The organism is Candidatus Accumulibacter similis (genome assembly GCA_013347225.1).
Lineage (GTDB): Bacteria > Pseudomonadota > Gammaproteobacteria > Burkholderiales > Rhodocyclaceae > Accumulibacter > Accumulibacter similis.
Genome location: CP054595.1, coordinates 438247 through 457876 on the forward strand (window position 1 = coordinate 438247; position 19630 = coordinate 457876).

Annotated in this window: 15 protein-coding genes; 12 read left to right on the plus strand and 3 right to left on the minus strand. The window is 66.0% G+C overall.

What is annotated here, in order from left to right; genetic code table 11:
* Positions 1-21: 21 nt before the first annotated feature.
* Complete coding sequence (locus HT579_01970) at positions 22-1017, minus strand: S1/P1 nuclease (protein ID QKS27827.1); 996 nt, start codon at positions 1015-1017, stop codon at positions 22-24.
* A gap of 77 nt (positions 1018-1094) precedes the next feature.
* Between HT579_01970 and rsmB the strand changes: the two genes are divergently transcribed.
* The 10 genes from rsmB to HT579_02020 all read left to right on the plus strand — a co-directional run bounded on the left by rsmB (position 1095) and on the right by HT579_02020 (position 15831).
* Entirely contained in the window at positions 1095-2444 is a 1350-nt protein-coding gene (gene rsmB, locus HT579_01975) for a 16S rRNA (cytosine(967)-C(5))-methyltransferase RsmB (protein QKS27828.1), read from the plus strand.
* Positions 2419-3045: a DUF4390 domain-containing protein gene (locus tag HT579_01980; protein ID QKS27829.1), complete on the plus strand. Its 627-nt coding sequence runs from the start codon at positions 2419-2421 to the stop codon at positions 3043-3045. Before rsmB ends, HT579_01980 begins: the two co-directional genes overlap by 26 nt.
* Entirely contained in the window at positions 3042-5195 is a 2154-nt protein-coding gene (locus HT579_01985; protein QKS27830.1) for a HAMP domain-containing protein, read from the plus strand. Before HT579_01980 ends, HT579_01985 begins: the two co-directional genes overlap by 4 nt.
* Before the next feature lie 2 nt (positions 5196-5197).
* Positions 5198-6460, plus strand: a complete 1263-nt coding sequence (locus HT579_01990; protein QKS27831.1) for a sigma-54-dependent Fis family transcriptional regulator — start codon at positions 5198-5200, stop codon at positions 6458-6460.
* Positions 6461-6502: 42 nt separating this feature from the next.
* Positions 6503-7933, plus strand: a complete 1431-nt coding sequence (trkA, locus tag HT579_01995; protein ID QKS27832.1) for a Trk system potassium transporter TrkA — start codon at positions 6503-6505, stop codon at positions 7931-7933.
* An 11-nt stretch (positions 7934-7944) separates the two neighbouring features.
* Positions 7945-9399 (plus strand): TrkH family potassium uptake protein, encoded by a 1455-nt coding sequence (locus HT579_02000; protein QKS27833.1) that lies wholly within the window; start codon positions 7945-7947, stop codon positions 9397-9399.
* A gap of 59 nt (positions 9400-9458) precedes the next feature.
* The gene (locus HT579_02005; protein QKS27834.1) at positions 9459-10553 is read left to right on the plus strand and encodes a uroporphyrinogen decarboxylase; all 1095 of its coding nucleotides are present in this window, start codon (positions 9459-9461) and stop codon (positions 10551-10553) included.
* 300 nt (positions 10554-10853) lie between these two features.
* The gene (locus HT579_02010) at positions 10854-12884 is read left to right on the plus strand and encodes a primosomal protein N' (GenBank protein ID QKS27835.1); all 2031 of its coding nucleotides are present in this window, start codon (positions 10854-10856) and stop codon (positions 12882-12884) included.
* Between the two features lie 176 nt (positions 12885-13060).
* Positions 13061-14593 carry an exopolyphosphatase gene (locus HT579_02015; protein ID QKS27836.1) on the plus strand — a complete coding sequence of 511 codons (1533 nt, stop codon included), beginning with the start codon at positions 13061-13063 and terminating at the stop codon, positions 14591-14593.
* Positions 14590-15831, plus strand: coding sequence for a hypothetical protein (locus HT579_02020; protein QKS27837.1), 1242 nt, complete (start codon positions 14590-14592; stop codon positions 15829-15831). The genes HT579_02015 and HT579_02020 overlap by 4 nt, the downstream gene beginning before the upstream one ends.
* A gap of 26 nt (positions 15832-15857) precedes the next feature.
* Here HT579_02020 and HT579_02025 read toward each other — a convergent pair whose 3' ends face one another.
* Complete coding sequence (locus HT579_02025; protein ID QKS27838.1) at positions 15858-17057, minus strand: MFS transporter; 1200 nt, start codon at positions 17055-17057, stop codon at positions 15858-15860.
* Between the two features lie 118 nt (positions 17058-17175).
* Positions 17176-18075, minus strand: coding sequence for an ROK family protein (locus tag HT579_02030; GenBank protein QKS31446.1), 900 nt, complete (start codon positions 18073-18075; stop codon positions 17176-17178).
* Positions 18076-18371: 296 nt separating this feature from the next.
* Between HT579_02030 and rpsT the strand changes: the two genes are divergently transcribed.
* Positions 18372-18641 carry a 30S ribosomal protein S20 gene (rpsT, locus tag HT579_02035; protein ID QKS27839.1) on the plus strand — a complete coding sequence of 90 codons (270 nt, stop codon included), beginning with the start codon at positions 18372-18374 and terminating at the stop codon, positions 18639-18641.
* 239 nt (positions 18642-18880) lie between these two features.
* Positions 18881-19531 (plus strand): protein-L-isoaspartate O-methyltransferase, encoded by a 651-nt coding sequence (locus HT579_02040; protein ID QKS31447.1) that lies wholly within the window; start codon positions 18881-18883, stop codon positions 19529-19531.
* Positions 19532-19630 lie beyond the last annotated feature (99 nt).

Below are 19630 nucleotides of genomic sequence, written 5' to 3' on the forward strand. Positions count from 1 at the left end.
AGGAGCGGGCGGCGGTGCTGTTCAGTGGCCGCTGCTTCGTGTTTCACGTGAAACAGCAGGCTGCGGCGACCGCTTGGGTGCCTTGGTGGCCGCGGCTCCGTCGCCCGCCAGCACCTTGCGCAACAGCGCGGCGAGACGGTAGCCGGCTTCGGTGACGCGCCGATTCGCGATCTCCAGCGCCTGCTGGTGGAAATCGGGACTGATTGTCGGTGCCTCTTCTCCGCCTGGCGGGTAAGCCTGACCACGCGCCAGATGCCAGCTTTCGTCCAGCCACTGCGCCGCTGTCGTCTCGCTCCTGGGCGCCGCGTAGCGCGCGGTGAGGCTGGCGACAGCGGCCGCCAGGCGGCTGTCGCGCAGCCACGGTGGGCCTGGAAGTTCGTCCCAGTAGCGGTGCAGCGTCGTCACCGGATAGCGCGTGTTGAACGGATTGACGATGCTGACCGCGTTGCCGCCCTGGTCGCTCCGGCCATCAACCGAGTAGCGGCTGGCCGCGTGCAGCGGCTGGTGCGCGTCCCCGACGAGGTGAATGAGCCATGGCAAGGCGTAGGCACGCTCCGCGGGACTGGCTCTCGGGTTGCCGACCGAGCGTGCGAGCCTGTCGATCTGTCGCTCGATTTCACCTGCCGGCGCGCCTATGTTCGCGGCAGGATCGAGTGGCCGGTCAACATAGTGCCAATCCAGCCGTCGCTCCATGTCCGGAAAGCCGGGCAGCGCTGGCGTCGGCTCCTCGCTGCCGGCGGTATAGAAGCGCCGGTCGCGGCGAATGTCGTCGGGCCAGGTCGCGGCTTCGACGAACGCGCCCCGGCCCGGATCGCCGCCCTTGCTGCGCGCCAGCCAGCGGTCGAAGTCGGGATGCTCGCGCAGGATCGCCGTCACTGCCAGCCGGCTGGCGTCATCGAGGTTCTCCCAGGCAATCATCGCACTGAGGCGATGGCCGGCGGCGTTCCAGGCCGCCGCCGCCGGCGCGACGCCGAGCAGCAGAAGCAGCAGACAGGTTCTTGCCGATGTTCGCAGCATGCGTGCATTATCGATCCTCCGCGCCAGCCTCGCCAGCTTCCCCCGTCGTGCTAAACTCGCCGCACTTTCGACCGTCGATGGAAAACCAGCGCTTGCCATCACCACCATCCGCCCCGTCGTCGCGCGCCCGGCGAGTGCGCAGCGGGACGTCTGTCGGCCAGCCCGATCGCCTGCCACCCGATTCGTTGGCCTTCAGCCTGCTTCTGGCGGCGCGTGTCCTCGCTGCCGTGCGCGGCGGACAGAGCCTGGCGCAAGCCCTCGCGCCGCTTGCCGGCGAGGCGGCGCCGGCCCGTGCCGCGGCCCAGGATGCTGCCTACGCGACACTGCGGCGCTATGGTTGTGGCGAGTTCCTCCTGCGACGTTTGCTCGCCAGGTCGTTGCCGCATGCTGAAGCCGAGGCGCTTCTCCTGGCGGCGCTGTATCGCCTGCAGTCTCGACCGGAGACCGCCTACGTGGTCGTCGATCAGGCGGTGGCTGCGGCCGGCGATATCGCGGGTGGCGCCTTCAAGGGACTGGTGAACGGCGTCTTGCGCAACTATCTGCGGCAGCGCGAAGCGCTCGAGCGAGCGATGCTCGACGACGACGAGGCCCGGAACCAACATCCGGCATGGTGGTTGAAGCGACTTCGTCGTGGCTACCCGGATTCCTGGCAGCAGATCGTTACACTTGGCAACCGCCCGCCGCCGATGACCCTGCGCGTCAACCAGCGGCGCATAGGCGTCGCGGACTACGCTGCGCGGCTGCAGGCGGCAGGCCTTGTCGCGCGGCCGGTCGGCGCCGCTTCGTTGTTGCTTGCTCGAGCCGTTGCCGTGGGCGCACTCCCCGGTTTTGCCGACGGCCTGCTGTCGATCCAGGATGCGGGCGCGCAGCGTGCCGCCGAATTGCTGGCGCCGCGCGCGGGCCAGCGCGTGCTTGATGCCTGTGCGGCGCCGGGAGGCAAGACCTGCCATCTGCTGGAACGGGCCGAGGTCGAACTGCTGGCACTGGACATCGAGGAGGGCCGGGTACGAAAGATCCGGGACAACCTGCGTCGCCTGCGGCTGTCGGCGACGGTGGTGCTGGCGGATTGTCGAAGGACCGCCGACTGGTGGGACGGGCGAGCCTTCGACGCGATTCTTGCCGACGTGCCCTGCTCGTCTTCAGGTGTCGTGCGCCGGCACCCGGATATCAAGTACCTGCGCCGCGAGAGCGACATCAGGCGGTTCGTTCACCTGCAGCGGGAGATCATCGATGCGCTGTGGCCATTGCTGAAGGCCGGCGGAAGAATGCTCTACGCGACCTGCTCAGTGTTCGACGACGAGAATGCCGCGCAGATCGACGCCTTTCTCTTTCGCCAGCCGGCTGCCAGGCGCCTGCTCGAAGAACGACTCCTGCCCGAAGAAGAACATGACGGATTCTATTATGCGCTACTGGAGAAAGCTGCTTAGCTGCTGCCTTTTCGGTCTGCTGCTTCTGTCAGGACCGTCCAGTAGCCTGGCTGTGGACATCAGTGTCCGCAATCCGATGCTTTCACCCGGCGACGAAGGCTATGTGCTGTCAGCGGACTTCAACATCAACCTCAACCCTCGCCTCGACGATGCCATAGCACGCGGCGTCACTCTCTACTTCGTGGTCGACTTCGAACTGACCCGGGCGCGCTGGTACTGGCTTGACGAGCAGGTCATCAGCCGCAGTCAGACGTTCCAGCTCTCGTACCATGCACTGACCCGCCAGTACCGCCTGTCGAGCGGCGCGCTGCACCAGAGCTTTGCTTCGCTCGACGACGCGCAGAGGATACTGTCGCGCTTGCGCAGCTGGCTGGTCCTCGAGCGGGGTGCCGTCCGGCCTGGTGAGAGCTACCAGGCAGCCGTCCGCATGCGCCTCGACCTGAGCCAGATGCCGAAGACCTTCCAGGTCAACGCTCTCGCCAACCGCGACTGGAACCTTTCATCGGACTGGGCGCGCTGGATCTTCAGCCCGGCCGAGTTCGTCGTACCGGCGGCGTCCGCCGTCGTACCCGTTCCCGTAGCCGTCCCCGACAGCAGATGAAGAGCCTGATCGTTGCCGCCGCCTCCTTTGGCGGCATCCTGCTCTTTCTGCTTGCCTCGGCGAGTGCGAACACCGCGCTCTTCGCCAGCCACTATCCGTGGTTGCTCGGCCTCAACGCGATCGTCGCGCTTTCGCTGCTGGCACTGATCGCCTGGCAGTTGCACGTGCTCTGGCGGGAGCACCGGGCGCAGGTCTTTGGCTCACGTCTCAAGCTGCGCCTGATGCTCATGTTTGGCCTGATGGCGGTCCTGCCTGGCGTGCTGATCTATGCCGTTTCCGTCCAGTTCGTGACCAAGAGCATCGAGACCTGGTTCGACGTTCGCGTCGAAAAGGCCCTCGAAGCCGGTCTCAACCTCGGGCGCAGCGCGCTCGATTCGTTGCTCGAAGACTTGACGGTCAAGGGGCAGATCATGGCGCTCGAACTCGCCGAGCGTTCGGAAGCACAACGACGGCTCGACCTGAACCGGCTGCGTGAGCAGCACGGGGTGCAGTCGGCGGCCCTGTTCTCTACCAGCGGCGAACTGCTGGCGACGGCGACCGGCGATCTGGCGACGCTGCTGCCGTCGCAGCCAAGCGGCGAACAACTGCTCGTCGCGCGCAAGGAGCGACGCTATGCGGTCATCGAGGGCAGTGGCGAGAAGGATCTCAAGCTGCGCGTCCTGATTGCCGTCATGCCGGCCGGCCTCGGTGTCGAGACTCGCCTCCTGCAGCTCATCGACCCGGTGCCCGGCGCTCTGGCGGTCAACGCTGATCGAGTGCAGACGGTGTACGCGGATTATCAGGAGCTGTCGCTGGGTCGCGAGGGCCTGACGCGCATCTATGCCATGACGCTGACGCTGACCGTGCTGTTGGCACTTTTCACGGCGATCGCCCTGGCCTTCGTTCTGGCCCGTCGCCTGTCGGCGCCGCTGTCGATCCTCGCCGAGGGTACCCAGGCCGTGGCTGCTGGCGATTACACGCCGCGTCAGGCCGTCTACAGCCGTGACGAACTGGGTATCCTGACCCGTTCGTTCAAGCAGATGACCAGCCAGCTCGATGAGGTACGCCGCGACAACGAACGCCATCGGAGCGAACTGGAAGCTGCGCGCGCCTACCTCGAATCGATCCTCGCCAACCTCTCTGCCGGCGTTCTCGTCTTCGACCGACGCCTGGTGCTGCGAACCGTCAATCAGGGCGCGCTGAGCATCCTGGCGGACGACTTCGACGGCTTGCTCGGCCAGCCGACGGATCTCTGGGCGCGGCAGCAGGAACTCGGCAGAGCGATCAACAGTGCGTTTGTCCACCACGAGCGTCGCGAATGGCAGGAGGAGATCGAACTCGATCACGCGGGTGGCCTGCCGCAGATTCTTCTCCTGCGTGGAACCGAACTGCCCGCCGAATCGCATGGCGGCTACGTCGTCGTTTTCGACGACGTGACGCGGCTGATCGCGGCGCAGCGCAGCGCAGCCTGGGGCGAGGTGGCACGTCGTCTGGCGCACGAGATCAAGAACCCGCTGACGCCGATCCAGCTCTCCGCCGAGCGACTGCAGATGAAGCTTGCCGATCACCTGAGCGGTGCCGACGCCGAGATGCTCGACCGTGCGACGCGGACGATCATCACCCAGGTGCAGGCGATGAAGCGCATGGTCAACGATTTCAGCGACTATGCGCGGTTGCCGGCGCCGGATCTGGCAGCGGTCGACCTGAACGCACTGATCGCCGAGGTACTGGGCCTTTACGAGACTTCGCGCGTGCAGATCAAGCGCAAGCTCGCCGCCCGGTTGCCCTTGGTCCTCGGGGACGCCACGCAGTTGCGACAGATCATCCACAATCTTCTGCGCAACGCCGAGGACGCGCAGGAAGGGGCAGTGGCACCATGCATCGTCATCGTCACCCGCTGCGCGGAGAATTCGGCGGAGCTTGTGGTGAAGGACCATGGCCCTGGATTTCCGCCCGAGATCATCGCACGCGTCTTCGAGCCCTACGTCACCACCAAGGCCCGCGGCACGGGACTGGGCTTGGCGATCGTCAAAAAGATCGTCGATGAGCATCATGGGCGCATCACCATCAACAACCGTCAGCCGGTCGGCGCGGAGGTCAGCATCAGTCTGCCCCTTGCTCCGCAGCCGAACTCCGACAGCCGTTCCAAAAAGACTCCTTCCGGGACCTGAACATGGCGCAAGTACTGATCGTCGACGATGAAATGGGTATTCGAGAACTCCTTTCCGAGATCCTGGCCGACGAAGGCCACTCGGTATGGCTGGCGGAGAATGCCGCAGCAGCGCGCAGGCTGCGTGCCGAAAGGCGTCCGGACCTCGTTCTCCTCGACATCTGGATGCCGGACACCGACGGCATCTCGTTGCTCAAGGAGTGGTCGGCCGGCGGCCTGTTGACCATGCCGGTGGTGATGATGTCGGGTCATGGCACGATCGATTCGGCGGTCGAGGCGACGCGCATCGGCGCGACCGATTTTCTCGAGAAGCCGATTGCGCTGCAGAAACTGTTGCTGACCGTCAAGAAGGCGCTCAAACACGAGACGCTGCTGGTCAAGAAGCCGCTCACCCTCGATGCGTTTGCCCACTCGCCTCTGCTCAAGGACCTCAAGCGCCGCCTCGAGCAGGCCGCCGCGAAGACGTCGGTGCTGCTGCTGAAGAGCGCCTCGGGGGCGATTGCCGAAATCTGTGCCCGCACGCTGCAGACGCCGCTGACCCCCTGGCTCGATCTATCGACGGCCAGTTCGGCGCTGACGCAGGAGATGCTGCAGAAGGCCAGCGGCGGCATCCTCTTCATCGCCGATCTGGCGCACCTCGGCAAGCTGCAACAGATGAGCCTGGCCTTTGCCCTCGAGCGACTGGAGCGACTCAACCTGCAACTGGTGGCTGCTTCCAGCCGGCCACTGGCGGCGCTTGTCGAGTCGGGTTGGGATGCGGCGCTGGTGAGTCGGTTGGGCGAAGTGTGGGTCGCTCTGCCGCAGATCTCGGGGCACGCCGACGATGTTCCTGAGATCGCCTCGCTGCTGCTGGCGCATCTGGCAGAGCGTGGCGAGGTGCCCTTGCGCCATTTCTCCAGCGGTGCCCAGAATGCGCTGCGTCTGCACCGCTGGCACGGTGAATGGGCCGAGCTGCTTGGCACGGTGCGCAACCTTGCCCTGTCAGCGCTCGACGAGGAGATCAGCGCCGACGACGTGACCCGTATTCTGCAGACCGAGGTGGCAGAAAACGGGGTGACGCAGGCCTTGCCGGCAAGCTTCTTCGACCAGCCGTTGCGCGAGGCGCGCGAGGCCTTCGAGAAGATGTATTTCGAGTACCATCTGACCGGAGAACGAGGTAGCATGACGCGCTTGGCGGAGAAGACCGGTCTCGAACGGACGCACCTCTATCGCAAGTTGAAGCAGCTTGGCCTCAACATCGGCCGGCGCGGCGACGAGCGCGACTGACGTGAGCCGGGCGGCGCCCGCGTTTCGGGGAGATGAAACAGCATGCGTATCGTGATCCTGGGTGCTGGACAGGTCGGGGCAAGTGTTGCCGAGAGTCTCGCTTCCGAGAACAACGACATCACCATGGTCGACAGCGACCAGGACCGACTTGCCTACCTGCAGGATCGCCTCGACATCCAGACGGTGCTCGGCAACGCGGCGCATCCGTCGGTCCTGGCGAGCGCTGGCGTCGATGACGCCGACCTGCTGATCGCCGTCACCCAGAGCGATCAGACGAATCTCGTCGCGTGCAAGGTGGCGCACAGCGTTTTCCACGTTCCGTCGCGCATCGCCCGCCTGCGTGCCAGCGACTTCGTCGACAGCGAAACGCTGCTGGCGCCCGAGAACTTCGCCGTCGACTACGCCCTCGTGCCGGAAAAAGTCATTACCGAGTACATTGCACGCCTGGTCGACTTCCCGGAAGCGCTGCAGGTACTGAGTTTTGCCGGTGGGTCGGTGGTCCTCGTGGGCGTGCGCGCCTACGCTGGAGGCCTGCTCGTCGGCAGTCCGATCCAGGAGATGCGTGGCCATCTGCCAGCGGAGATCGATGGCCGCATCGCTGCCATCTTCCGCCGCGATGGCGCCATCACGCCGACCGGGGAAACGGTCATCGAGGACGGCGACGAGGTCTTCCTGCTTGCCGCAGAAGAGCACATCCGGGCGGTGATGCGCGAGTTGCGCCGTTCGGTCGAGCCGGTGAAACGGGTGATGATCGCCGGTGGCGGCAACATCGGGCTGCGCGTCGCGGAAACGCTGCAGGCACGCTGCCAGGTCAAGGTGATCGAGGCGGACCGGCGCCGCGCCGATCACGTCGCTGGCGCACTGAAGTCGGCACTGGTTCTCAACGGCGATGCCACCGACGAGGAGTTGCTGCAACAGGAAGCCATCGAGTCAATGGATCTTTTCCTCGCGCTGACCAACGACGACGAGGACAACATCATGGCCGCTTCGCTGGCGAAGCGGATGGGCTGTGCTCGCGTGCTGGCGCTGATCAACCGCCGGGCGTATGCGGAACTGGTACAGGGGGGGCCGATCGACATCGCCATTTCACCCGCGCAGGTGTCGATCGGTTCCTTGCTGACCTATGTCCGGCAGGGCGATGTGGCGCAGGTTCACCGCCTGCGACGTGGCGCTGCCGAAGCGCTTGAGATCGTTGCGCACGGGGATCGCAAGACCTCGAAGGTCGTCGGCCGGCGAATCGACGAGTTGCCGCAGATACATGGCGCCTTCATCGCCGCCATCGTCCGCGATCTCGGCCGCAACCGCGACGTCGGCTACCTCGGGCTGGCAAAGAAGAAGCAGAAGGGCCGCGTGTTGATCGCGCACAAGGACGTGGTCGTCGAGACCGATGACCACGTCATCGTCTTTTGCCTGGACAGGAAAGTCGTCAAGCAGGTCGAGAAGCTCTTCTCCGTCGGCTTCCACTTCTTCTGAGGCAAAACGCCATGCAACGCTATTACCCGGTGGTGCGGGTACTCTCGCTGGTCATATTCATGTTCGGCATGACGATGCTGATCCCCCTGCTGCTCTCCTGGTTCATGCATGATGGCGCCGAGAGCGCTTTCGATGAGGCTTTCCTGCTGACCGCCGGCACCGGCTTCGGCCTGTGGTGGGTGACGCGCCGCGAAACGCGCGACCTGACGATTCGTGACGGCTTCCTGATGGTCGCCCTGGTGTGGACCGTCCTGCCCGTCTATGCTGCAATGCCGCTGATCCTGCAGCTCGATGCCAGCTTCACCGACGCCTATTTCGAGGCGGTGTCGGGGCTGACGACAACCGGCGCGACGGTCTTCGTCGGCCTCGACGATCTGCCGGTGTCGATCAACTTCTGGCGCACGCAGCTCGTCTGGCTGGGTGGCATGGGGTTGATCGTTCTCGCCGTCGCCATCCTGCCGCTGTTGGGAATCGGCGGCCGGCAGATGTTCAAGGCCGAGACACCGGGGCCGATGAAGGATTCAAAGATGACCCCGCGCATGGCCGAAACGGCCAAGGGGCTGTGGTTCGTTTACGTGCTGATCTCGATCGCGTGCACGCTGGGCTATTACTGGGCGGGAATGACTTGGCTCGACGCCATCATGCACATGTTCACGACCATGGGGCTGGGCGGCTTCTCGAGCCACGACGCGAGTTTCGGCTTTTTCGACTCGCCGGCGATCGAGGCGGTCAGCGTCGCCTTCATGCTGATCGCCGGCTGCAACTTCGCCACGCACTTCCTCGTCGTCTCACAGCGTTCGTTCCGCCCGTACGCCGCCGATCCAGAGGCCGGCTGGTTCCTTCTGGTGACCGTCGGCAGCGTCATCGGCATCGCCGTCTTCCTCGATGTGCATGAGGTCTATCCCACCTTCCTCGAGGCTTTGCGCTACTCGGCGTTCAATGTCGTCTCGATCGCCACCACCACCGGCTTTGCCAATACCGACTACGCGCTCTGGCCATTCTTCGCGCCGCTGTGGATGCTGTTCCTGTGCAGTTTCGCCACCAGCGCCGGTTCCACCGGTGGCGGCATCAAGATGATCCGGGCGATCGTCCTCTACAAGCAGGTGTATCGCGAACTGGCGCGCGCGATGCATCCGAACGCCGTGCACCCGATCAAGATCGGCAACAGCGTCGTGCCGCCGAACATCCTCTTCGCCGTGCTCGCCTTCGGTTTCATCTACATGGTGTGCATCGTCTCGATGACCCTGCTGCTCTCGTTCTCCGGTCTCGAGATCATCACCGCGGTAACGGCGGTCGTCGCCAGCATCAACAATACCGGTCCCGGGCTTGGCGAGGTCGGCCCGGCGAACAACTTTGCCGGGCTCACCGATTTTCAGACCTGGGTGTGTACCATTGCGATGCTTCTCGGCCGCCTCGAGATTTTCACCCTGCTGGTGGTCCTGACGCCGGCGTTCTGGCGCAAATAGCCGCGGAACGGCGGACAATCCCCGGTGTGCAACCCAATCCCGAAGCGGCGGAGCCAACAGTGACCCGACCCAGCAACGATACCTTCCTCCGCGCCCTGCGCCGGCAGGCGACCGAGCAGACGCCGGTCTGGCTGATGCGCCAGGCTGGTCGCTATCTGCCGGAGTACTGCGAAACGCGGCGCCGTGCCGGAAGTTTCCTGCAACTGTGCAAGAATCCGGCGCTGGCCTGCGAGGTGACGCTGCAGCCGCTCGCGCGCTACGATCTCGATGCTGCCATCCTCTTTTCGGACATCCTGACGGTACCGGACGCGATGGGGCTGGGTCTCTACTTCACCGATGGCGAGGGTCCGCGCTTCGAGCGTCCGTTGCGCGAGGAATGGGCGATCCGCGATCTGACAGCGCCGGATCCCTGGGACCACCTGCGCTACGTCACCGATGCCGTTGCCGAGATCAGGCGGGCCTTGCACAACTCGGTGCCGCTGATCGGTTTCTCGGGCAGCCCGTACACCCTTGCGTGCTACATGGTCGAAGGCGGCGCGAGCAGCGACTACCGTCACATCAAGGGCATGCTCTACGGGCGGCCGGACCTCCTGCATCGAATCCTGTCGGTGACCGCCGATGCCGTCATCGCCTACCTCAATGCCCAGATCGAGTCCGGCGCCCAGGCGGTGATGATTTTCGACTCCTGGGGCGGTTCGCTCTCGGCTGCAGCGTATCAGGAGTTCTCGCTGCGCTACCTGCGGCGGATCGTCGACGGCCTGATCCGCGAACGCGGCGGTGAGCGGGTGCCGTCGATCGTGTTCACCAAGGGCGGCGGCCTGTGGCTGGAGTCGATCGCCGACAGCGGCTGCGACGCGATCGGTGTGGACTGGACGATCGACATCGGCGAAGCCCGTCGTCGTGTCGGTCGGCGTGTTGCGCTGCAAGGAAACCTCGATCCGGCTGTCCTCTTCGCTCCGCCCGAGCGGATCGTCGCCGAAGCCGGCAAGGTCCTCGGCAGCTACGGTGCCGACGGTTGCGGACATGTCTTCAATCTCGGACACGGGATTTCGCAGTTCACACCGCCGGAAAACGTCAAGGCCCTGATCGACGCAGTGCACCAGTGCAGCCGCGATCTGCGCCGGTCGGCCAATAAATTGGCCCAGGGGACTTGACTTATTCACAACAAGGCGCTCATTGTGCGATGGCTCTGACCGGCGCGCGGTCGCTGTTCGGCAGTTTTTTAAAGCATTGATTTAAAATGCGTTTTATATTGCTGAAATTTTGGGCAAGGACGCTGTAGCCCTTGCTGCAAGCGCCTTTGCGGTGCTTTCGGGAGGCGCTTTCCACAGAGTTATCCACAGGCCTTGGGGGAACAGCGAAAACTCGTGCTAAGTGAGCGCCTTACCCCTCTTTGCCAGATTTGGCACGAGCTTACGGTGCTAAGTGGCCCAGTCCGGCCGCGGACCTGAGCGATGGCCGAACGGCAAACCGAGCCGTGCGTGGTGCGCGTCGCGCTCGATCTGCCACTGCGCCGCCTGTTTGACTACCGCTTTCCGGACGAGCAACACCTGTCGGCTGCCGATGTCGGCTGCAGGGTGCGCGTTCCCATTGGCCAGCGACAGAGAATCGGCATCATCGTCGCCGTTGGCGTGGCCAGCGAACTGGCCCCCGCCGAGCTGAAACCGGTTCTTGAGGTCCTTCGCGACCAGGGCCCGCTGCCGGATGCGTGGTTGCGCCTGACCAGTTTCTGCGCCGCCTACTACCACGCGCCACTCGGACAGGTCATGCTCGGCACGCTTCCTGCCCGAATGCGCGCACTGGCGCCGGCAAGGACGCTGGCGGGGCGAAAGCCCGGCCGCAGCCGACCCGCTGCGCCGCCTCCGCCGCTGACTGCCGAACAGCAGATGGTCCTGGGTTCAGTGCAGGCCGATGGCTGCGGCTTTCATGCTTACCTGCTGCATGGTGTCACCGGCAGCGGCAAGACCGAGGTGTACCTGCGCCTCATCGAGCGCGCGCTGGCGGCGGGCCAGCAGGTGCTGCTGCTGGTGCCGGAAATCAATCTCACGCCACAACTCGAAGCACGGGTTGCCGAGCGCTTCCCTGCTGCGGGGCTCGTCAGCCTGCACAGCGATCTCGCCGAGGCGGCGCGCAGCCGCAACTGGCTGGCGGCCTGCAGTGGCGACGCGCGCATCGTTCTCGGTACCCGGCTGGCAGTGTTTGCGCCACTGCCGGAACTCGGTCTGATCATCGTCGACGAAGAGCACGACAGCTCGTTCAAGCAGCAGGATGGGGTCCGCTACTCAGCGCGTGACCTGGCTGTGTTCCGTGCCCGCGACAGCGGCGTTCCGGTCGTTCTCGGTTCGGCGACGCCGTCGCTCGAGAGCTGGGCGAACGCCACGGGCGATGGCGGGCGCGGACGCTATCGCCTGCTCTCACTGCGCCAGCGGGCCGTCGAGGGTTCCCGTCTGCCACTGGTGCGGATCATCGATACGCGGCTCGAAAAGCCACAGGACGGGCTGTCGGGCACCCTGCTGCAGGCGATTGAGCAGTGCCTCTACCGCCGTGAGCAGAGCCTGATCTTTCTCAACCGTCGCGGCTATGCGCCGGTGATGAGCTGCCCTGCCTGCGGTTGGATCTCCGGTTGTGAGCGCTGTGCGGCCAACCTCGTGCTGCATCTGGTCGACCGCTGCCTGCGTTGTCACCACTGTGGCTTCCAGACCCGGCTGCCGCGGCAGTGTCCGACCTGTGGCAATCAGGACCTGCGCCCTTTGGGAAGGGGTACGCAGCGTCTCGAGATGGTGCTTGCCGAACGCTTTCCGCAAGCGCGACTGCTGCGCGTGGACAGGGACTCGGCCGGCAGCCGCAAGCAATGGACGGAACTGTTGCGAAGAATTCACGACGGCGAGGCGGACATCCTGGTCGGCACGCAGATGCTTGCGAAGGGACATGATTTTCCGAAGTTGACGCTGGTCGCTGCGATCGCCCCCGATGCGGCGCTCTTCGCCGCCGACTGGCGAGCACCCGAACGCCTCTTTGCCCAGCTGATGCAGGTTGCCGGGCGCGCCGGTCGGTCCGAGCGCCCTGGCGAGGTGTTGCTGCAGACGCAGTTCCCCGACCATCCGCTCTATCAGGCGCTGCAGCACCACGACTACCCAGGATTTGCCGCCGCCCAGCTCAAGGAACGTCGCCAGGCCGGGTTTCCACCCTACGCGTACCAGGCCATGTTGCGGGCGGAGGCGCCCCGCATGGCCGACGCCATCGCGTTCCTGGCCGCGGCCCGCGATTGCGCGGCAGTCGCTGCCGCGGCAGGGATCTGCTTCTACGATCCGGTGCCGATGCGCCTGTCGCGCCGCGCCAACATGGAGCGGGGCCAGCTTCTCGTCGAGTCGCCGTCGCGTCGCGCCCTGCAGGCCTTTCTCGCGGACTGGGTGACGCAGATCGAGGCGCTGCGGGCGCCGGCGAGGCTGCGCTGGCACCTCGAGGTGGATCCGCTCGATCTCTGACCGTCCGCCGGCGGCAGCCGGTCCCTGCGGTCCCCTTTGTGACCACCCGCCAATGGCCGGAGGACGGCCGCTCTGGCGGTGGCCGCAGCTTGACGGCCGGCAATGAAGGCGGGGATACTCGGGGCGAATGACGCCGGTCGCGGCGTTCGCCGTCCGTCAGCCTGAGGAGTGCTTCAATGTCTTCCGATTTCGTAGCTGCCATCGACCTCGGGTCGAACAGCTTCCACATGGTCGTCGCGCGCATCACCGACGGTCATGTACAGATTCTCGACCGTCTGCGCGAGATGGTTCAACTCGCCGCCGGTCTCGACGACAACAACCGCCTGTCGCCGCAAGCGCAGCAGCGGGCGCTCGATTGTCTGGCGCGTTTTGCCCAACGCCTGCGCCACATCCCGCCGGCGCGCGTGCGCATCGTCGGCACCAATACCCTGCGCCAGGCGCGCAACAGCGCGGAGTTCGTCGCTCGCGCCGAGCAGACTCTGGCTCATCGGGTCGAGGTCGTCAGTGGTCACGAGGAGGCGCGACTGATCTACCTCGGCGTGGCGCAGAGTGTCGGTCACGTTGCCGGGCAGCGGCTGGTGATCGACATCGGTGGCGGCAGCACCGAGCTGATCATCGGCGAGGCCTTCGACCCGCTGCACCTGGCCAGCCTGCGCATGGGCTGCGTGAGCATCAGCCGTGCCTGCTTTGCGGACGGTCGCGTCACGGCCGGCCGCCTGCGTCAGGCCGAACTGCTGGTGCAACTGCACCTTGAGCCCGTCCGCGAAGAGTACCTCGCGCGTGGCTGGGAGATGGCGACAGGCGCCTCCGGCTCCATCAAGGCAATCCAGGATGTGATCGTCCGCGAGGGCTGGAGTCGCGAGGGGATCACTCTCGATGCGCTGCGCCGACTGCGCGCCGCATTGCTCGAGACATCGGACCCGGCGGGACTCGTCAGTCGCTGGCAACTCGAGCCGCCGCGTGCACGAGTTTTCGCTGGCGGCTTCGTGGTCCTGCATGGACTCTGCGAAACACTCGGCATCGAGCGGCTGGAAGTCTCCGAGGGCGCCCTGCGCGAAGGCCTCATCTACGATCTCCTCGGCCGTATCCGGCACGAGGACGTGCGCGACCGCACCATTGCCGACGTCATCCGCCGCTTCACCCTCGATCAGGCGCAGGCCGAGCGGGTCAGCGCGACGGCGCTCGAGCTGCTGCGCCAGGTGCGCGCCAGATGGGGTCTGGCCGGCAAGGAGGCGAAACATGTGCTCGAACGGGCCGCCCGTCTGCACGAGATCGGCCTCCTGCTGTCGCACGACCAGTACCACAAGCACGGCGCCTATGTCCTGGAGCACGCCGATCTGCCGGGCTACTCGCGTGACGACCAGCTTCTGCTGGCCGTTCTCGTCAGGCGCCACCGGCGTTCCTTTCCCGCCGACGCGTTCGCTGCGCTGCCGAAGGCGTGGGCACGCTCCGCCGGGCGTCTCTGCACGTTGCTGCGATTGGCGGTGGTGCTGCATCGTGGCCGCAGCAGCGAGCCGTTGCCGCCGCTCATCCTGCAGGTCGATCGGCAGCGCCTCCGACTGCTGTTCCCTGACGGCTGGCTGGCGGCGCATCCGTTGACTCGGGCCGATCTGCAGATCGAGGCAGCGATGCTGGCCAAGGCCGGTTTCGCGTTGCGCGTCGGCGATGTGCAAGCGAGAAGCGGGCAGGTGCCGCCCGTCTCCGTTTGAACCGGCGGCGCGTCAGGGGCTGGCTGCTGCTCCTGCTGCTGCCGCTGGCGGTGCTATCGTCGTGGCTGCTGATCGCCGAACGCCAGCCACTGGTCAGTCGCAGTGAGAGCATTGCGGCAAGTTCGATCGCTGACGCCCGGCAGTTGCTGGCCAGCCATCACCCCAGTCGACTGCAGCGCGGCGAGGAGCGTACGGCCCTCATTCCGGCCGGACTGATCGACACCGCCACCAACCACTTCGCGAGTCGCAGCCTCGGAGGGCGCGGCGCCTTCGTCGTCGCCGACGGCTGCGGCGAGCTTCGCCTGAGCGTTCCGTTGCATGCCTTGTCCGGGACACGCTATCTGAACCTGTCGGCCGTCGTCGCCGCTGCCGACGGCCGCCCGCGGATCGCCGCCGCTTCGCTGGCTGCGCTGCCAGTGCCGGCGTGGCTGGCCGAGGTCATCGCCGGCACGGTGATCCGCGTTGCCGGTATGGCTGAGCAGTGGCAGGTCGCGGAGCGGGCAATTCGCCGGGTCGACTTCGATGCCGGTTCTGGCAACGTCGTCGTCCACTACGTCTGGCAGCCGGAACTGCTGGAGCAGGCGCGATCGCTCGCCATCACGCCCGCAGACACCGCCAGTCTGAGAACTGCCCAGACGGCCCTTGCCGGCCTTCTAGACCATCGTGCCGGGGCGGCATCGGTACCGCTGGCGCAGGTACTGACACCGCTGCTGCGCTCCTGCATTGACCGATCACCGCGCTGCGGCCGCGCTGCCCTGCTCGTCCTGGCGGCCCACGTCTCCGGCAACTCGCTCGGGCAGGTACTGCCGGACGCGCGCCGGTGGCCGCGCCCGCGGCGCGTGAAACTGAGCCTGCACGGCCGCCACGACAGCGCGCAGCCCTTTGTCGTCTCGGCCGCGCTCGCCGCCTGGGCGGGTGAGCCGGCAGCGAACGCTATCGGCCTCGACAAGGAAATGCGCGATGCGCGCGGCGGCAGCGGCTTCTCGTTCGCCGATCTGGCAGCCGATCGCGCCGGAAGCCGCTTCGGCGAGCTGGTTGCGGCGGGCTCCCCCCGCCTGCAGGTGGCACTGCAGCAGCCCTTGAGCGACGGCGACCTGGCGCCATCGCTCACCGGGCTGCCCGAAGGTTTGTCGGCAGCCGAACTCGAACGACGTTTCGCAGCGCCGGACAGCGTGAACTACCGTCAGATGACGGCCGAGATCGAGCGCCGCCTCGGCGCAATGTCGCTGTACCGCTGAGCGGCAGCAGCGACCATCGGCAAGGCTCAGCGTCGCCGGTGCCCGGCAATCCAGAACCAGGTCAGCGACGCCGACTGCGCTGCGAAGAGGACGAGAAATGCATAGCGGTGCGCTGTCGCCGCGCTCTGCCCGTGTCCTTGCAGCAGGTCGATCAACAGGCCGAGCCCCCACTGGACGCCGAAGGCACCGATGAACACCATCAGGTTGAAAGCCGTGTTGGCGCGGCCCGAGAGGGCAAGCGGAAAGCCGGCCGCGGCCTGCGAGTACGCGAGCGTGCCAAAGCTGGAGAAGCTGCCGTAGGCGAGCCAGAGCAGGTAACTCTGCGTACCCACCCCGCTGACGATCAGTGCCAGCGTGACCAGCGAGAGGCTGAGGCCAGCACCGAGCAAACGGACGGGCTTGATCCCGCGCCTTGCGAGAGCGGTGGCGAGGAGGCCGATCAGCACGTAGGCGAGCAGCATCGCTACGCTCATTCCGGCCATGTGGTCGGCGGCACGCGCACGCGTGTAGCCGCTGACCTGCATCAGCCACGAAATCGACCACAGGCTCTGCACCGCCATGAAGCCGCCGGTCAGGCACAGGCCGAGCGGTGCGAAGCGCCAGAAGTGGGCGCTGGCGAAGACCGCCTTTACCCCCTCCCACTGCGTCGCCAGTGCCTCGGGCGGGCTCGCGCCCTTCTCTTCCGGGACACTGGCGAACAGCCAGCTGGCGACTATCAGCGTCAGCCCGGCGAGCACGAAGAAGATTTCGCGCCACCCGGTGAGCTGCAGCGCAGCTTCGAGTGGAGCCGTTGCAGCCAGTGCTCCGAGTCCTCCCGAGGTCATTATCCAGCCGGTCAGTGAAGCCTGACGGTCCACCGGAAAGCTGAGCGAGAAGGCTTTGAACGCCGCCATCAGGCAAGCGGAAACACCGATACCGATGAGGCCACGCCCGACCGCCAGCTCACCGATGCTCTGTCCCACTGCGAACGTGGCAGCACCGGCGGCGGCGACCAGAAGCAGCGCCGATTCGACACGGCGCGCCCCGTAGCGGTCAAGCAGCATGCCCAGCGGCAGCTGAGCGGCGGCAAAGGTCAGGAAGTAGGCACTGGTCAGCAGACCCAGATCGCCCGCTCCGAGTTTCAGCTCATCGGCCAGTGCCGGTCCGATGACCGCGTTCGCCGTGCGGTAGAGGTAGGAGAGGAAGTAGGCCCCGGCAAAGGGCAGGAAAAGCCGCAACCACAGCATCTTCTATGAATCTCCCGCCCTTCCGCTGCTCGTCAACCACTCCACCGCGCGGCCGATGTGCCACGTCGATCGCCCGCGTCGGGCGTCGCCGCCATCTGCGGTCGTTTGCAGGAGGAACTCAGGCCGCATTCCAGAGCCAGGCGGCGCCGCGGACGCCGGAAGAGTCGCCGTGCCTGTTGCGCAGAAGCCGGGTATGAACAGAATCGGAGAAGATGTGCCGACGCCACAGTTTCGGCACCGAGCAGTACAGCCGATCGATGTTCGAAAGCCCGCCGCCGAGGACTACCGCATCCGGATCGAGGATGTTCACCACCATGGCCAGCGCCTTCGCCAAGCGCCGCTCGTAGCGCTGCAGGGTCGCGTCGCAGACGCTGTCGCCGCCGTTCGCGCGGCTCGCTATCTGCGGCGCGGTCAGCGCTTCTCCGCCGTGCCGCAGATGATCGGCCGCCAGCGCCGGACCGGAGAGCCAGGTTTCGATGCAGCCGCGGCGGCCACAGTAGCATGGTGGGGGCGGCAGGCTCTCCTCTTCCGGCAGCGGCAGCGGATTGTGCCCCCACTCCCCGGCTATCCGGTTGGCGCCCGCCAGCACTTGCCGCCGCACGACGATGCCGCCGCCAACGCCTGTACCGAGGATCACGCCAAAGACCGTTTCGGCACCCTCTGCGGCGCCATCCGTGGCTTCGGACAGGGCAAAACAGTTGGCGTCGTTGGCGAGACGGACTTCCCGTTGCAGCAGGGTCTGCAGGTCGTCACGCAGGGCGTTGCCGATGAGCCAGGTCGAGTTGGCGTTCTTGACCGTGCCATCAACCGCGGACTCGGCGCCTGGAATGCCGACACCGACGCTGCCCTGCTGGCCGAGTTCCCGCTCGGCTGCCGCCACCAGTTCGCCGATGGCGGCAACCGTCCCGCGGTAGCTGCCCGCCGGTGTCGCTCGCCGGCGGCGCAGGAGCACCCGTCCGCAGTCGTCGAGCGCGACCAGCTCGATCTTGCTGCCACCCAGGTCTATACCGAGCCGCAAAGCCGCATCCCCCGTAGGCATGTTGTCATGTGGCGTGGCCGGTCGGCCCCTTCGCTGCCAGCCGTGCACCCGGCAGCGCCGTGCCGCCGCCTGCTGCCCGGCAAGCCTCCGCAGCGCCAGCAACGCGAAACGGCATCGGCAGACGCCGGCAGGATGGGGGAGAATGCGGGCGAATGCAATAGCCTGCCGGTGACGCGGGTCGATCGCCTATCGCAATTGCATCTTGCATCGGCTGCCGGCAGTCGGTATACTCCGCGCCTCTCGACCGATCTCCAGCCTCCAAAAGGATCCAACTCATGGCCAACAGCGCACAAGCCCGCAAGCGTGCTCGCCAAGCCGTCAAGCAGCGCGCCCACAATACCAGCCTGCGCTCGTCGCTGCGTACGGCGGTGAAACGTGTCCAGAAGGCGATTCTTGCCGGTGACAAGGCGGCCGCGCAAAGCATCTACCAAGACTCGGTATCGGTGATCGACCGCATCGCCGACAAGAAGATCATCCACAAGAACAAGGCGGCGCGCCACAAGAGCCGCCTCTCGGCACAGATCAAGGGGCTTGCCGCCGCCTGAGTCGGCGGCAGAGCCACGCGCACGCGGCGCCAGCAGGCGCCGTTTTGTCGTTAACCGGTTGGCTGCCGCTTGCAGCCGGTGGCTCGCGGCTGCGCTGCCAGCCCTTGACGACGGCGAACCCGTGCCGATCGGAGTTATAATCGCAGGCGCAGGAGCAGGAGACAGCACGCCCTGCTGCGCGGACGACTGACAACGCTGACGATACGCTTGCGACGGGGAATGCTATGGCTGTGGTGACTATGGACATGGAGCGGGCGCGCTTCAACATGATCGAGCAACAGATTCGCCCCTGGCAGGTGCTGGACCCAGCGGTGCTGGACATGCTCGGCGAGGTGAGGCGCGAGGACTTTGTGCCGGACGCATTGAAGCCCCTGGCCTTTGCCGACCTCGAGTTGCCGATCGGCAACGGCCAGACCATGCTGCAGCCCAAGCTCGAGGCACGTCTGTTGCAGGAACTGGCGATCAGGAACACCGACATCGTCCTCGAGGTCGGTACCGGCAGTGGCTACATGGCTGCCCTTCTGGCGTCGCAGGCGGAGTACGTTTTCAGCGTCGAGATCGACCCGCTACTGGCCGACAATGCAAGGCGACGGCTGCAGCAGGCCGGGGTCGTCAACGTCACGGTGGAGACGGGGGATGCTTCAAGGGGGTGGTCCGGTCCCTCGCCCTACGACGTGATCGTCATCTCCGGCTCGCTGCCCGAGTTGCCGGACGTCTTCCTGCAACAACTGAAGGTCGGCGGCCGGCTGGTTGCATTCATCGGTGAAGCTCCGGTGATGGAGGCCCGCCTGATCGTCCGCACCGATGAGCACGCCTACAAGACCCGCAACCTTTTTGAAACCGTGGTCATGCCACTGACCTCGCGCCAGTGCTCCGGATTCGTCTTCTGAGCATCCCGGGTCCGCGGATCGCGCGCACGGTGTCGGACAGGACGCGATTGCTTGCGGTCTTGTTCCTCGAGAGGCGAAGCGCGCGACAGGCGGCGACTG

Excerpts from the sequence above, each read along its gene's own strand:
- HT579_01970 (QKS27827.1), bottom strand. The coding sequence starts at position 1,017 with ATGCTGCGAACATCGGCAAGAACCTGTCTGCTGCTTCTGCTGCTCGGC.
- rsmB (QKS27828.1), top strand. The coding sequence starts at position 1,095 with ATGGAAAACCAGCGCTTGCCATCACCACCATCCGCCCCGTCGTCGCGC.
- HT579_01980 (QKS27829.1), top strand. The coding sequence starts at position 2,419 with ATGCGCTACTGGAGAAAGCTGCTTAGCTGCTGCCTTTTCGGTCTGCTG.
- HT579_01985 (QKS27830.1), top strand. The coding sequence starts at position 3,042 with ATGAAGAGCCTGATCGTTGCCGCCGCCTCCTTTGGCGGCATCCTGCTC.
- HT579_01990 (QKS27831.1), top strand. The coding sequence starts at position 5,198 with ATGGCGCAAGTACTGATCGTCGACGATGAAATGGGTATTCGAGAACTC.
- trkA (QKS27832.1), top strand. The coding sequence starts at position 6,503 with ATGCGTATCGTGATCCTGGGTGCTGGACAGGTCGGGGCAAGTGTTGCC.
- HT579_02000 (QKS27833.1), top strand. The coding sequence starts at position 7,945 with ATGCAACGCTATTACCCGGTGGTGCGGGTACTCTCGCTGGTCATATTC.
- HT579_02010 (QKS27835.1), top strand. The coding sequence starts at position 10,854 with ATGGCCGAACGGCAAACCGAGCCGTGCGTGGTGCGCGTCGCGCTCGAT.
- HT579_02015 (QKS27836.1), top strand. The coding sequence starts at position 13,061 with ATGTCTTCCGATTTCGTAGCTGCCATCGACCTCGGGTCGAACAGCTTC.
- HT579_02025 (QKS27838.1), bottom strand. The coding sequence starts at position 17,057 with ATGCTGTGGTTGCGGCTTTTCCTGCCCTTTGCCGGGGCCTACTTCCTC.
- rpsT (QKS27839.1), top strand. The coding sequence starts at position 18,372 with ATGGCCAACAGCGCACAAGCCCGCAAGCGTGCTCGCCAAGCCGTCAAG.
- HT579_02040 (QKS31447.1), top strand. The coding sequence starts at position 18,881 with ATGGACATGGAGCGGGCGCGCTTCAACATGATCGAGCAACAGATTCGC.